The following is a 12,688-nucleotide window of genomic DNA, read 5'->3' on the forward strand; positions in this document are numbered from 1 at the left end:
CTTCCCAGCGATTTTTTTATGGGACTATTGTTTGTCAGCTAGTTGTTTTACTTGTTGTTCTAAGGTCGACACACGTTTTGATAAGTCCTCTACTTGCTGTTGCATGGTTGGTGGAGGAGACACAGGGGCAGTGGATTTCATTTTTTTGATCATATGGATCATCACGAAAAAGATCGCTAGAAACATACATAAAAGAACGATTGTACTAATGATATCGCCAAGGTTGAATTTCATGTTTGCGCTCCTTTCTGTAGTGGGTATCTAGTTATATACAGGGTGGCATGCTAAAAAGTTTCAAAAAAATGGAGATTGTCACGATTAATACAAAAATTGACGCCTACTTTGGTGTAGAGGAGTGCTATTTTATTGGCTTTGAGGAATGGGCCATAGCAGTCAAAACATACGTTAGTAGTGAGCGATTTTAACAGCATGATAGGGGTGAGTATGTGCACAAGGCAGGACAAGTAATGCGACAGGCTGTCCATAATATTTATGTTTATCGATTCGATTATGTACAGGTTTTCGCATTAATTAGAATCTTTCAGTTTTTATTAATGATCCCTGTAACCTCTATCGTTTTGAAGCTCATGCTACGAGTAACAGGGTTTACACATATTACTGAGCAAAATTGGCAAAGCTTTGTGACGAATCCCTTTGTGATGATAATGATTTGTCTATTAATTTTGCTGTTTTTATTATTTGTATATTATGAGATGGGCTTTCTATTTCTCATGGCCTTTCATCAGCAACGAGGACTTCGCTACCGATTTCTTCCTTTATGGCAACAATTAAATCGCAAGGTTGTCTATTTTTTTAGTGTGCAAGTTCTATTTCTCATCGTCTATTTAGCACTATTAATGCCACTAGCTTCCTTTATGCTACCCCTTACATTGACTCAATCCATCTCCCTACCACATTTTCTAACTGAAGAAATCATGAGTAGTCGAGCGGGTAGGCTAGCATATGCTGCAGTGGCAAGCATTATCGTGATGATAGGTATTCGAAGTATCTTAACGTTACCTATCTTTACAATCCAGCCGAACATCTCTATTTTGCGTTCTTTTAAGCAAAGCTGGCGATTTTCCCAGCGTGGTTTATTTGAACTAGTCGTGCTACTAGCTATGCTTTTAACAGGTCATCTGTTGATGATGCTTGGTATCACAGTGGTCGCTACGTTTCCGCTCTATCTAATTGAACGTTTAATGCCAAGTGCAGCCTTGGTTACGGCTGGGCTGACACTAGCCTTTTTAGAAATGGTCTTTGTGGTGCTATTTAGTTTATTACAGGCGATGTTTTCACAAGTTATGGTCGCCATCACGTATAATACGCTAGTTATAGGCAAATTGAGCGGGACTACACATCGGAAGCGGCGCTATAAGCCATTACTATTGATCAGTGGCATTGTGTTTCTCGTATTAAGTATGATGAATATCAATTCATTAGAGAAAAGTGTCTATGCGCCAGATACCAAAATTATTGCCCACCGCGGCTATGTAGCAGGCAATGTAGAAAATACAATTAGTGGATTGGTGAGTGCGGCCAATGCGGGGGCAGATTTAATTGAAATCGACATTCAACAAACGGTGGATGGGGAATTCGTCGTCTTCCATGATCGAACATTACGAAGGTTAGCAGGTAAAAATGGTGTTATTGCGAATATGACCCTGAGCGAACTAAAAACGTTAACCATTCATCAAAATGGCTTTAGCGATAAAATTGCTTCATTAGATGATTGTATTGAAATTGCCAAAGCGTTAGATGTGGCGCTTCTAATCGAATTAAAGGTGCATGGTCAAGAAACAGAAGATGTTTTACCTAAATTAGTAGAGAAGCTACGAAAATACAAGGTGCTAGATTCCTATTATGTGCAATCCGCTGATGGACAGAAAATGACGCAATTAAAAAAATTGGTGCCGAATTTGCGAGTCGGTATTGTCTATGCACTCAATATTGGACCGATGGAGGAAAATGTTGATTTTATCGCACTGGAGGAATCCTGGGTAACGGAGCAGCTTATCGAAGAATTGAAGCAACATCCGACCGATTTATTTGTTTGGACACTCAATGACGACCGCTCCCTGCAAACTTTTATCGAAAAAAATGTCAGCGGCGTCATCACTGACCACCCCGACGTCGCCCGCGAGCTAAGAACCCAGCAAAGCGAAAACCAGTATTTCTTACAGCGCATCCTGAATCGTCTGAGATTTATCTTTTGATCGGGGGAGAATAAAATTGCGAAGAAGCGAATATCCGCGAAAGCAAAGCACCGCCATCTAGTAAATCGAATATTCAAGAGAAGTCGCTCGCAAATCGCTATCGCTCAAAATGAGGAAGCAAAGCTCTAGCCATAAAAATGGAGACAGTTTGTAACCTTTTTCGTGTGAACACGACTACTTTATTGAATTCGGGAAAATGAAGGAGATGCTTTTTGTATGAAAATGACGAAAGTCGTACCATTTGCTATGTCAGCATTATTATTAGGGGGCGCGATTGGAGCTCCAACTGCATCAGCGAACGAAGGAGAGGCTACTGTGATTAACGCAGAAACTTCGGAGCAACAAGTGCAGCCTATTTTTATTAAAGTGACAGGTACAGTTGAAAACGTAGAAGTACGTGAAAATGCCACATACTATACAGTGGTTGATGGTGACAATACAAATATTGTGATTGCCAATAAAGACTCATTAGTTTTTGACAATATGGGAAAAGAAGCCAAGCTTCAAAAAGGAGATAAGGTGTCAGCTTACTCATATGCCAAGAAGCCGATGCTTGCGATTTATCCACCACAATACAACCCAGAAGTAATCATTGTAGAAACAGAAGAAATGGGTAGCGTGGAAGTGGATTTCTTCAATAAAGATTTAGTGGATACTGAAAATAACCTCAAGTTAAATGTTGGGGAAGACACGAAGCTAGCAAGTGCTACTGGCAAAGCTGTCAAAGTAGACGATTTAAAAGAGCAGCATTTAGTCGTGTTCTACACAATTGCAACGATGAGCATCCCTGCTCAAACACCGCCTTCAAAAGTAATTGTATTAGATACGATTGAGAAGGAAGAGCCTGTTGAAGTGGATCCAGCTCCGACCCCAGAACCAGCACCAGTGGATTCAGCGGTTCAAGAAATTATCAATAAAGACTTTTACGAAGTAGATGGGACAAAAATGGTGCCGTTACGCTTAATTGCTGAAAAGCTAGGCTTTAAAGTAGAAGTAACGCCAAAAGGTGCCATTGTTTCAAAAGGAGCCCTTTCGTATACAATTACGCGAGGTCAAAAAGAATATGGTTATAATAAAGCGCTTCGCCAATTTAAAGTAGCCCCAGCTTTATTAGAATCTGGCAAAACATATGTACCTGTTGAATTTGTAGAGGAATTAACAAAATAATCCCGTCATCCCCCTTTATGGTTTCTGCCATAAAGGGGTTTTTTCATGGAGAAAAATAGTGTTGTAGAAAAGTATTTTGAAAAAGATTTTTAAGAGCAGTTGAAGCAAATGGAAATTGGTTTTTTGTGGAGTCTTAATTCTGCACTTTGGAGAAATATGTTGCTTTAAAGAGAAAAAATAATACAGGAAATAAAATTCAGAGTATTGATAATTGTTGAACTATTATTTAAAATTCAAAACAAATCCACATGAATACAGAAATAAAGTGTTGGATTTGTGGATTTTGTTGGATTTAACTTTGTGTTTGGAGTGATGATGTATGTCTCTTTCGTTTGAGGAACGTAAAAAAGTAATTTTAGATATTTTAGATTTAGAAGGAAAAGTGAAGGTAAGTGATGCAGAGCAGCTATTAAATGTATCAGGCGAGACTATACGTAGAGATATGGATCGATTGGAGAAGGAAGGGCTTCTACACAAAGTCTATGGGGGGGCTGTGAAGGCAAAGGAAAAGTATGAGAGGACCTTTGAACAGAAAACGTCACTTAACAATATAGAGAAGAGAAGGATTTGCAAGGCTGCTGCAAATATTGTGGAAGACGGAGATGTTATTTTTATCGGTCATGGTACAACAGCCTATGAAATCGTTCGTTATTTAGGTGATAAGCCCAACGTCATTGTCGTCACAAATTCGCTCCCCGTTTTATCATTAGCCGCAGAATGCTTTCAAGGGAAGGTACTCTTTGCGGGAGGAGAATATGAACATCGTCAAAAATTTATGGGTGGTCCATTAGCTGAATTATTTTTTAATCAACTAAAGGCAAATAAAGCCTTTGTTGCTGCAGGCGGGATTTCGTTAGCGGATGGTATTACTGACTATGATATTACGGGCGCAGCGATGTCAAAGAAATTAATCGAACGGGCAGAAAATACGATTATTTTAGCAGACCATACGAAATTTGGTGTCTCTACATTTGCACATATTTGTCATTTAGAGGACGTTTCGATGGTGATTACAGATCAAAAGAGCTCCACACAATGGCAGGAACGATTACAGCAGAAAAAAGTGGAGTTATTCATTGCAGGTGAAATGTTGGATGACGTCAATGTATAGGAAGGTGGAAACTATGGACTATTTTGCAAATAAACAGGCAACCTTACAAAAATCAATTGACTGGTGGAATCCAGGAAAAACGAAACAGTGGCAAATCGATGGAGTCGATGTCGTTATCGGGAAACGAGAGGGCTATTATTTCTACGATGTGGATGGCAAAAAATTAATGAATGCGCATCTCAATGGCGGAACGTATAACCTTGGCCATCGTAATCCAGAAGTCATTGCTGCATTGGTGGAAGGAACCAATTATTTTGACATTGGCAATCATCATTTTCCATCTACTGCACGTGCACAATTAGCTGAAAAATTAGCAGCCTGCACACCAGAAGGCTTAACATATTCTATTTTCTCTAGTGGTGGAAGTGAAGCAATTGATGTTGCCTTAAAGTGTGCTCGTTATGCTACAAAACGCAAGAAAACGATTTCCATTAAAAATGGATATCATGGACACACAGGTCTTGCGGTTTCGCTTGGCAATGAACGCTATTCAAAACCATTTTTAAGTGAGGGCAGTCCACACGAATTTGTGCACGTACCATTCAATGATCTTGCAGCAATGGAACGAGAGCTTGCTAGAGGGGATGTAGCTAGCGTAATTATCGAGACTATTCCTGCGACGTATGGTTTCCCCTTGCCAGCTGCTAATTACTTGGCGGATGTCAAGTCACTTTGTGAACGATACGGGGCACTATATATTGCAGATGAGGTGCAAACGGGCTTGATGAGAACAGGTAAGCTGTGGGGAATTGAGCATTATGGCGTGAAACCAGATATTCTGGTGACAGCAAAGGGTCTAAGTGGCGGTATCTATCCAATTGCAGCTACAGTGGTCAATGAACGAGCAGGCGGCTGGATGGAAGAAGATGGACTAGCCCATATTTCTACATTTGGTGGAGCAGAGCTTGGTTGTGTAGTGGCGATGAAAGTATTAGAAATCTCCCAACGTCCTGAAGTAGTAAAGAATGTAGAATATGTTGCTCGTTATCTACGAAGTGGCTTAGAGCGTATTCAACAACAATATCCTGATTTCTTTGTGGGCATTCGTCAGCTTGGCGTTGTCATGGGCCTAGAGTTTAATCATCCTGAAGGGGCTAAATATGTGATGAGCTCCTTGTACAAACATGGTGTATGGGCCATTTATTCAATGCTGGATACACGTGTGTTGCAATTTAAGCCAGGGCTATTATGTGATAAAGCGTACTGTGATGAATTGCTTGAAAAATGTGAGGCTGGCATTAAAGAGGCAGCACAGCTTGTAAAATTTGCACGCTATTAAAGGGAAGAAAGCTTGTCAATTTAGTAAACAGGGGGTTTTCTAGATGGGTCAAATGAATTTCATAGATTTAGAATTGGTCCTTTCCAACTTTCATCAAGCAGCAAATGATGCGTTAAAGGAGTTTAGTTGTTTACTAGAAGCATCGTGTAAAATGATTGATTATTCCGAAAATGCGACGTATCTCGTAGAAGATGGGCAGGGCGAAAAATATATTCTGAGGATTAGCCGTCCAAATTACCATAAAAAAGAGGAAATCGAAGCGGAGATTGCCTGGTTAAACTCGCTCCATGAGCAATCTCCTATTGATGTATCATTACCGATGCGAGCAGATGACGGTGACTACGTACATGCTCATTCGTATAATGACACGATCTATTATAGCACATTATTTACATTTTTGGAGGGCACTGCTCCTGATGAGAATAATGAAGATGACTTAATTCAGCAATTTGAAACATTAGGCGAAATTACAGCCATGTTCCATCAACATACAATCGAGCAGCATGATTATTACCAAGCCTTTCAGCGCATGACATGGGACTATGACACGATTCTAGGTCAATCTCCTAAATGGGCGAGATGGCAGGATGGACTTGGAATGACCCCTGCACGAATCGCTTTATATGAGGAAGCATCACATATCATTCAAAAGAGGCTTGAGGCATTTGGAAAAGATAAAACACGATTTGGCCTTATCCATGCGGATTTGCGCTTAGCTAATTTACTCATCGATGGTGATGAAATTAAAGTGATTGATTTTGATGATTGTGGTTTTGGGTGGTTTTTATATGATTTAGCCACATCAGTGAGCTTTATTGAGCATCTGCCGTATCTTGATGAGTTGATCGCTTCATGGGTTAAGGGCTATAGCAAAATTCGGTTATTAACAGACGAAGAAAAAGAGATGATCCCAACTTTTATTTTAATGAGAAGACTACAGCTTATTTCATGGATTGGTAGTCGTGATAATGAGACAACGCGCTTACTTGGTGAAAATTACACCCTTCAAAGTGATGCATTAGTGAAAGCCTATGTAGAAAAGTATCAAGACCGTAACAACTAAATAACGATAAAAGGTGGCGAATAACATGTCTTCGAAAAAGGATGAAATCATCGTATTAAAGAAAGCCCTTACACCCATCCATTTATGGACAATTGGCGTCGGCATTGTGATTTCTGGTAACTACTTTGGCTGGAATTTTGGTTTAAGTCAATCTGGTTTTTTAGGAATGCTCATTGCCACATTATTTATGGCGATTATGTATTTAACGATGACCTTAGGTATTTCTGAATTATCGACGATGTTACCTTATGCAGGAGGACCTTACTCCTTTGCTCGACGGGCGATGGGGCGTTATATCGGTTTTATTACAGGGGTTGGTGTCGTGCTGCAATATGTCATTGCCGCACCAATTATCGCGATTGGTATTGGGGGCTATATCAGCTTTTTGTTTCCAGCCGTACCGACAGTGATGGCAGCTGCCTTTATGTATGCTCTGTTCATGGGGGTTCATATTATTGGCATTAAAGAATATGCCACGGTCGAAATGGTGCTTGTTTTTATCGCTTTAGGCTTACTAGTCTTAATGTATTTCGTTGGTTTACCGCAAATTAATGTGGGCCATTTATTCCCTGAGAATGGCGATCTTATACCAGGTGGATTTAAAGGCATCTGGTCAGCATTGCCCTATGCGATGTGGCTATTCCTAGCAATCGAGATGTTGCCTATGTTATCGGAGGAGACGAGAGATGTGCAGAAGGACATGCCGAAGGGGTTAATTTCAGGTATGGTGACCTTGCTGATTTTATCCATTTTGACAACAACTGTTGCCATTGGGCTAGCTGGCATCGATGTCATGACGGTTGCTGAAGATCCATTGCCAGCAGCGATTGCCGCTGTTTTTGGAAATACGTATTGGTTGGCGCAGATTTTAGCATCTGTTGGCTTAGTAGGACTAATTGCAAGCTTTTCGGGTGTGATTTTGGCTTACTCTCGTCAGGTCTATGCTTTATCACGTGCAGGCTATTTGCCAAGCATGTTATCGAAGATGCATAAAAAGCGTCAGACACCCTATATGGCCATTATTTTGCCAGGCTTTATCGGGTTAGTGTTAGTCATTTTATTTAATCCAGATGATTTAATTTTAATTTCTACATTTGGGGCATTAGTATCGTATATTACGATGAATTTATCGGTGTTGATTTTGCGTAAAAAAGAACCTCATTTAGTGCGTACCTTTAAGACACCACTGTATCCATTTACGCCTATTGTCTCACTTGTGCTAGCCGTCATTGCTATCTTTGCGAGCTTCTTTGCGAATTTGACTTTTTTCATCGTTTGTTTGGCTGTTTTTGCTGTGGCAACGATCTATTATTGGGTGTGGGCAAGACACCATATTAACGAGGATGCACCAGAGGAACGCTTTGCGAAGGATGCTGCTACGGTGCAGGTAGAGGTGCAAGCACCAGTATCGCCAATAGAGGCTATACGAGAATAAATAAAGGGATGGGTTTTCCTATGACAAAAGTGGAATGGGTCATTTTTGATAAGGATGGAACAATCATTGAAATGGATTCTTTATGGATTGCTTGGGCCAAAAATTTATATGCTAATTTAACTGAAAATTCAGACTTAGAAATCTGTTTTTCCTTACAAACTTTTTTAAAAAACATAGGGGTTAATGACAATGGAACAACGATTGACCCAACGAGTCCTCTAGCCATTGGAAGTATACAAGAAGCTGAGACGATCGTGGCATTTTTACTCTATCAGCAGGGAATCCCCTGGAGCAAAGGGGTAACACTTGCGAGAGCAGCTTCCAACTTGGCCACATCACAGCAGGAAAATAGCAAGGTACAGGCATTACCAGGTATTCGTAATCTCTTAATCACCTTAAAAAATAAAGGGATGAAATTAGGGGTGATTACAGCTGATCAAACGGCACGAGCCAAATCACATTTACAACAGCTAGAGTTAATAGCTTTGTTTGAATTCGTTCTAGGAAGTGACCAAGCTACGTCCAGTAAGCCCTTCCCAGACTTAGCGTATGTGGCAAAGGAACAATTTCACGTATCACTTGAGAAAGCCGTGATGATTGGCGACTCGAATGCAGATATGCTCTTTGCTAAAAATGCTGGCATGTGCTTTTCAATTGGCATCATTCCTAAAGCCACATACCCAAAGGATTATTTACCTGATGCAACCACAATTATTGAAGCGTATGACGAATCTGTTCTCACCATGCTAATCGAAAAGGAGTGAGCATATGGACAATCAGCTAATTGCCAAGATTACTGAATTGGTATTGGAAAAACTAACGCAAGGCTCTCAGCCTGAACAAGCTTCTAAAACGTTATCAAATGAGGAATTACAGGAATGGCAATCATTTCGATTAATAAAAGAAAACCAACATCAGACGCAGCAAACAACTGCCCCAGCATATGTAGCATTATCTACGCATGAATTACAGCATTGGCAAAGTCTGCACCAGCAATCATCAGGCACTGTCTCTGTAGCTAATTCGAGCGACTTAATTGCCCTAAAAAAATTTACATGACGGGAGGTTCGTCATATGGTGAGAGACCAAGATTTGGTTTCGATACAAGAGGCAAGAGACGGAATAGCTGCCGCTTCGATTGCGCAAAAAATGTATGCCAGCTTTACGCAAGAGCAGGTCGATCGAATTGTAGAGACCATTGCCCAAGCTGCTTATAAACAGGCAGAAAATCTTGCTGTATTAGCTGTTACGGAAACAAAGATGGGCATTATTGAACATAAAAAAATAAAAAATGAGTTGGCTTCTCAAGGTGTCTATGAAGCCATTCGGCATGAAAAGACAATTGGCGTTATACACGAGGATAGGGTAGCAAGGCAGGTGGAAATTGCTTATCCATTCGGTGTTATTGCGGCAGTTACACCTGTTACGAACCCGACTGCTACAGCCATTTTTAAAACGCTAATTGCCCTAAAGGCGCAAAATGCCATTGTCTTTAGTCCTCATCCAACAGCAGTCAACTGCACTATCGAGGCATTGAAAATTTGTCAGCAGGCAGCCGTTCATGCAGGAGCACCAGAGGGACTTATTCAATGGATTAGCCATCCAACAATAAAAGGAACAGAGGAACTTATGCATCATCGTGATGTACAGCTCATTTTAGCAACTGGTGGAGCAGGGCTTGTCAAAGCTGCCTATAGCTCAGGGAAACCAGCCTATGGTGTTGGCCCTGGGAATGTTCCTGTCTATATTGATCGCACAGCAAATGTGAACGAGGCAATGAAGCAAATTATCGATAGTAAATCATTTGATAATAGTACGATCTGTGCCACAGAACAAGCTATTGTCGTACATCAGGAGGTCAAAGCACAGGTGATGGCTGCTTTAGCAGAAAATGGGGCCATCCTTCTAAGTGGGCAGGACAAGGAAAAATTAGCAAAGGTGATTTCACCAGTAGCTCGTACATTAAATAGCCAAATTGTCGGGAAGCCAGCAACCGTAATAGCCCATATGGCCAATATTGATGTCCCTCGGCATACACGCGTATTAGTCGCGGAGGAACATCAGATTGGGAAGGAGTATCCATTTTCCATGGAAAAGCTTTCTCCCATCCTAGGTCTTTATACGGCTCGTTCTCAGGAAGAAGCCGTAAAGATTTGCCGTCGCTTGCTTGACGTTGGAGGGAGAGGACATAGCCTGGCTATTCATGCACAGGATGAACATTTTGTTAAGCAGTTTGCCGCTCAAATGCCCGTGTCCAGAATATTAGTCAATACTTTAGCATCTGTTGGGGCTGCAGGCGGTACGACAAGTTTAACGCCTTCCTTTACATTGGGCTGTGGGGCCTATGGGGGAAATATTACGAGTGATAATATTTCTGCACATCATTTATTAAATAAAAAAAGAGTGGCCTATGGTGTGAAGGCACTAACGATTCCTCCCCCACAGCATCCACAAAATATACAGGCTCCAGCGATGCAAGCAATTGAAGGGGTGTCTATTGACAGGTTGTCCATTGAAAAGATTGTAGAGGAAGTACTCACAAAGCTAAGTAATTAGAGGAGGAAAAGGAAATGAGCGTAGAGATAAATGGAGCTTTAGGCATGATTGAAACAAGAGGCTTAATCGGATCAATTGAGGCGGCAGATGCCATGGTGAAGGCAGCAAACGTCAATATTGTAGGGAAAGTACATGTTGGTGGCGGCATTGTGACGGTGCTGGTGACAGGTGATGTCGGGGCAGTCAAGGCAGCGACGGATGCAGGCTCTGAGGCCGCACGTCGAGTAGGTGAGCTATTATCGGTACATGTTATTCCACGCCCTCATTCGGAATTATACGCAATTTTACCTAAGTGAAAAGTGAGGGATTGTGATGACAAACAATCAAATACATGTCACTGAAGTTACAAATCAAAGTATCCCGATTGCGATTTCTGCCCGTCATTGTCATGTTAATGAGGAGGATTTCTATTATTTATTTGGTAGAGACGCAGCGTTACAGAAATGGAAGGAACTTTCCCACCCAGGTCAATTTGCTTCACAGCATGTTCTAACGATTAAGGGACCCAAAGGCCAAATTGACAAGGTTCGGGTTTTAGGCCCATTTCGCACTGCAACCCAAATCGAAATCAGTCAAACGGATGCCATCAAGCTGGGTGTAACACCACCGATTCGTATGTCAGGCGACTTAGAAAAATCTGAATCAATCACATTGATTGGACCTCATGGAACTCGCCATAAAAAGCAAGGATTGATTATTGCACAAGCACATATCCACATGGCTGTAACCGATGCTGCTGTGTTCAATGTCCAAGATAAGGAAATCGTGACGGTTGAAATCTGTGGGGATGGACGTCAGCTACGATTAATGAATGTGGCCATACGCGTTTCCCCAGCATTCGTTCTTGAGATGCATGTAGATACAGATGAAGCGAATGCCGCCGCCCTTCAACAGCATTCAATTGGCAAGCTTATCAAAATGGAGTGACACGTATGGATATAAAAGAATTACAGAGAATCATCGAAGAAGTAGTCACATCGATGATGGATACGAAGCATAAAAGACTTTTGCTTGTCCATTCGCATACGGCCATTTCTAAGAAACAGGTGGACGTATTACAAAGCTATTGCCATGTCGAGGAGTGGCAGGCAAATGATACCACCAGTCACACTCAGCTATTCTACGATGCTATTGTTTTTCTCGAAGTGGATCAAGCATTTATCGTCAGCAGTGCCCAAGGCTTGCCTAGTACACCTGCAGCCTTGTACCTGTCTGAATTGCTGGTTAGCAATCAAACAGCAATTTTAATTCCTAATGAAAAATTATCTGCTGTTGTCACAGCAAAGGAACCAAATCCTTACATGAAAATGTTGCTGCATCATATAGAGCGCTTAAAGGAGTTTGGCTGTGACATTCAGTTATTTGCACAGCTTATTCGATTTATAAAGCAGCAACAGGAACCTACTCATTCGGGTATAGAGGCAAACTATGTAACAGCAGAGATGCTTCAATCGTACAAGGGACAACAGCTGACACTGCCTGCCCATACAAAACTTACACCACTAGCACAAGAAATGGTTCAGGAAAAAGGGATGACGATACAAAGATATTAGCAGGAGTGTTGTTACATGATGAAATCGATTGGTATTGTGGAGACAAGAGGGCTTGCGATTTCAATACAGATCGCAGATGCTATGCTCAAAGCAGCGGATATTCGAATACTTCGACAAGAAACCATCGATTTGGCTCTCGTAACCATTGCCATTGAAGGGGACACAGCGGCCATTCAGGAAGCGATAGCTATTGGCACACAACTAGCTAAAGCAGCCAACCAATGGATTGCCTCTTCGACTATTTTACGGCCAGATATTGCGGTGAATGAATTAGTAACAGAAATTGCGAAAAAGCCAAGTACTTAAAA

The 12,688-nt window shown here is 41.3% G+C and carries 15 protein-coding genes; 14 read left to right on the forward strand and 1 reads right to left on the reverse strand.

Annotation, left to right across the window (positions count from 1 at the left end; all coding sequences use genetic code 11):
* Positions 1-24 precede the first annotated feature (24 nt).
* Positions 25-234 (reverse strand): hypothetical protein, encoded by a 210-nt coding sequence (locus tag MHB39_RS09365; protein ID WP_016994601.1) that lies wholly within the window; start codon positions 232-234, stop codon positions 25-27.
* A 47-nt stretch (positions 235-281) separates the two neighbouring features.
* Here MHB39_RS09365 and MHB39_RS09370 point away from each other — a divergent pair, with 47 nt between their 5' ends.
* From MHB39_RS09370 to MHB39_RS09435, 14 genes are all read left to right on the forward strand, one after another.
* Positions 282-425, forward strand: coding sequence for a hypothetical protein (locus MHB39_RS09370; protein ID WP_016994600.1), 144 nt, complete (start codon positions 282-284; stop codon positions 423-425).
* 21 nt (positions 426-446) lie between these two features.
* The gene (locus MHB39_RS09375; protein ID WP_342546441.1) at positions 447-2,216 is read left to right on the forward strand and encodes a glycerophosphodiester phosphodiesterase; all 1,770 of its coding nucleotides are present in this window, start codon (positions 447-449) and stop codon (positions 2,214-2,216) included.
* Positions 2,217-2,432: 216 nt separating this feature from the next.
* Positions 2,433-3,383, forward strand: coding sequence for a stalk domain-containing protein (locus MHB39_RS09380; RefSeq protein WP_279494649.1), 951 nt, complete (start codon positions 2,433-2,435; stop codon positions 3,381-3,383).
* Positions 3,384-3,702: 319 nt separating this feature from the next.
* Entirely contained in the window at positions 3,703-4,494 is a 792-nt protein-coding gene (locus tag MHB39_RS09385) for a DeoR/GlpR family DNA-binding transcription regulator (protein WP_036081304.1), read from the forward strand.
* A 13-nt stretch (positions 4,495-4,507) separates the two neighbouring features.
* Entirely contained in the window at positions 4,508-5,773 is a 1,266-nt protein-coding gene (locus MHB39_RS09390; protein ID WP_036081301.1) for an aminotransferase class III-fold pyridoxal phosphate-dependent enzyme, read from the forward strand.
* A gap of 43 nt (positions 5,774-5,816) precedes the next feature.
* Positions 5,817-6,836: a phosphotransferase gene (locus tag MHB39_RS09395; RefSeq protein ID WP_016994597.1), complete on the forward strand. Its 1,020-nt coding sequence runs from the start codon at positions 5,817-5,819 to the stop codon at positions 6,834-6,836.
* 25 nt (positions 6,837-6,861) lie between these two features.
* A complete protein-coding gene (gene eat, locus MHB39_RS09400; RefSeq protein ID WP_342546445.1) occupies positions 6,862-8,271 on the forward strand; it encodes an ethanolamine permease in 1,410 nt (469 codons plus the stop codon).
* A gap of 20 nt (positions 8,272-8,291) precedes the next feature.
* A complete protein-coding gene (locus tag MHB39_RS09405) occupies positions 8,292-9,035 on the forward strand; it encodes an HAD-IA family hydrolase (protein WP_333004505.1) in 744 nt (247 codons plus the stop codon).
* A 4-nt stretch (positions 9,036-9,039) separates the two neighbouring features.
* Positions 9,040-9,330, forward strand: a complete 291-nt coding sequence (locus MHB39_RS09410) for a hypothetical protein (RefSeq protein WP_004229009.1) — start codon at positions 9,040-9,042, stop codon at positions 9,328-9,330.
* 15 nt (positions 9,331-9,345) lie between these two features.
* The gene (locus MHB39_RS09415; RefSeq protein WP_342546449.1) at positions 9,346-10,827 is read left to right on the forward strand and encodes an aldehyde dehydrogenase family protein; all 1,482 of its coding nucleotides are present in this window, start codon (positions 9,346-9,348) and stop codon (positions 10,825-10,827) included.
* A gap of 14 nt (positions 10,828-10,841) precedes the next feature.
* Positions 10,842-11,123, forward strand: coding sequence for a BMC domain-containing protein (locus MHB39_RS09420; RefSeq protein WP_004229005.1), 282 nt, complete (start codon positions 10,842-10,844; stop codon positions 11,121-11,123).
* A 16-nt stretch (positions 11,124-11,139) separates the two neighbouring features.
* The gene (pduL, locus tag MHB39_RS09425; RefSeq protein ID WP_342546451.1) at positions 11,140-11,754 is read left to right on the forward strand and encodes a phosphate propanoyltransferase; all 615 of its coding nucleotides are present in this window, start codon (positions 11,140-11,142) and stop codon (positions 11,752-11,754) included.
* Positions 11,755-11,759: 5 nt separating this feature from the next.
* Positions 11,760-12,380, forward strand: a complete 621-nt coding sequence (locus MHB39_RS09430) for a hypothetical protein (RefSeq protein WP_342546454.1) — start codon at positions 11,760-11,762, stop codon at positions 12,378-12,380.
* A 15-nt stretch (positions 12,381-12,395) separates the two neighbouring features.
* A complete protein-coding gene (locus tag MHB39_RS09435; RefSeq protein ID WP_333004509.1) occupies positions 12,396-12,686 on the forward strand; it encodes a BMC domain-containing protein in 291 nt (96 codons plus the stop codon).
* Positions 12,687-12,688: the final 2 nt, after the last annotated feature.

Origin of the sequence: Lysinibacillus sp. FSL K6-4013 (genome assembly GCF_038630435.1) — a bacterium.
GTDB classification, from domain to species: domain Bacteria; phylum Bacillota; class Bacilli; order Bacillales_A; family Planococcaceae; genus Lysinibacillus; species Lysinibacillus boronitolerans.

Excerpts from the sequence above, each read along its gene's own strand:
- MHB39_RS09365 (WP_016994601.1), bottom strand. The coding sequence starts at position 234 with ATGAAATTCAACCTTGGCGATATCATTAGTACAATCGTTCTTTTATGT.
- MHB39_RS09370 (WP_016994600.1), top strand. The coding sequence starts at position 282 with ATGCTAAAAAGTTTCAAAAAAATGGAGATTGTCACGATTAATACAAAA.
- MHB39_RS09380 (WP_279494649.1), top strand. The coding sequence starts at position 2,433 with ATGAAAATGACGAAAGTCGTACCATTTGCTATGTCAGCATTATTATTA.
- MHB39_RS09385 (WP_036081304.1), top strand. The coding sequence starts at position 3,703 with ATGTCTCTTTCGTTTGAGGAACGTAAAAAAGTAATTTTAGATATTTTA.
- MHB39_RS09390 (WP_036081301.1), top strand. The coding sequence starts at position 4,508 with ATGGACTATTTTGCAAATAAACAGGCAACCTTACAAAAATCAATTGAC.
- MHB39_RS09395 (WP_016994597.1), top strand. The coding sequence starts at position 5,817 with ATGGGTCAAATGAATTTCATAGATTTAGAATTGGTCCTTTCCAACTTT.
- eat (WP_342546445.1), top strand. The coding sequence starts at position 6,862 with ATGTCTTCGAAAAAGGATGAAATCATCGTATTAAAGAAAGCCCTTACA.
- MHB39_RS09405 (WP_333004505.1), top strand. The coding sequence starts at position 8,292 with ATGACAAAAGTGGAATGGGTCATTTTTGATAAGGATGGAACAATCATT.
- MHB39_RS09410 (WP_004229009.1), top strand. The coding sequence starts at position 9,040 with ATGGACAATCAGCTAATTGCCAAGATTACTGAATTGGTATTGGAAAAA.
- MHB39_RS09415 (WP_342546449.1), top strand. The coding sequence starts at position 9,346 with ATGGTGAGAGACCAAGATTTGGTTTCGATACAAGAGGCAAGAGACGGA.
- MHB39_RS09420 (WP_004229005.1), top strand. The coding sequence starts at position 10,842 with ATGAGCGTAGAGATAAATGGAGCTTTAGGCATGATTGAAACAAGAGGC.
- pduL (WP_342546451.1), top strand. The coding sequence starts at position 11,140 with ATGACAAACAATCAAATACATGTCACTGAAGTTACAAATCAAAGTATC.
- MHB39_RS09430 (WP_342546454.1), top strand. The coding sequence starts at position 11,760 with ATGGATATAAAAGAATTACAGAGAATCATCGAAGAAGTAGTCACATCG.
- MHB39_RS09435 (WP_333004509.1), top strand. The coding sequence starts at position 12,396 with ATGATGAAATCGATTGGTATTGTGGAGACAAGAGGGCTTGCGATTTCA.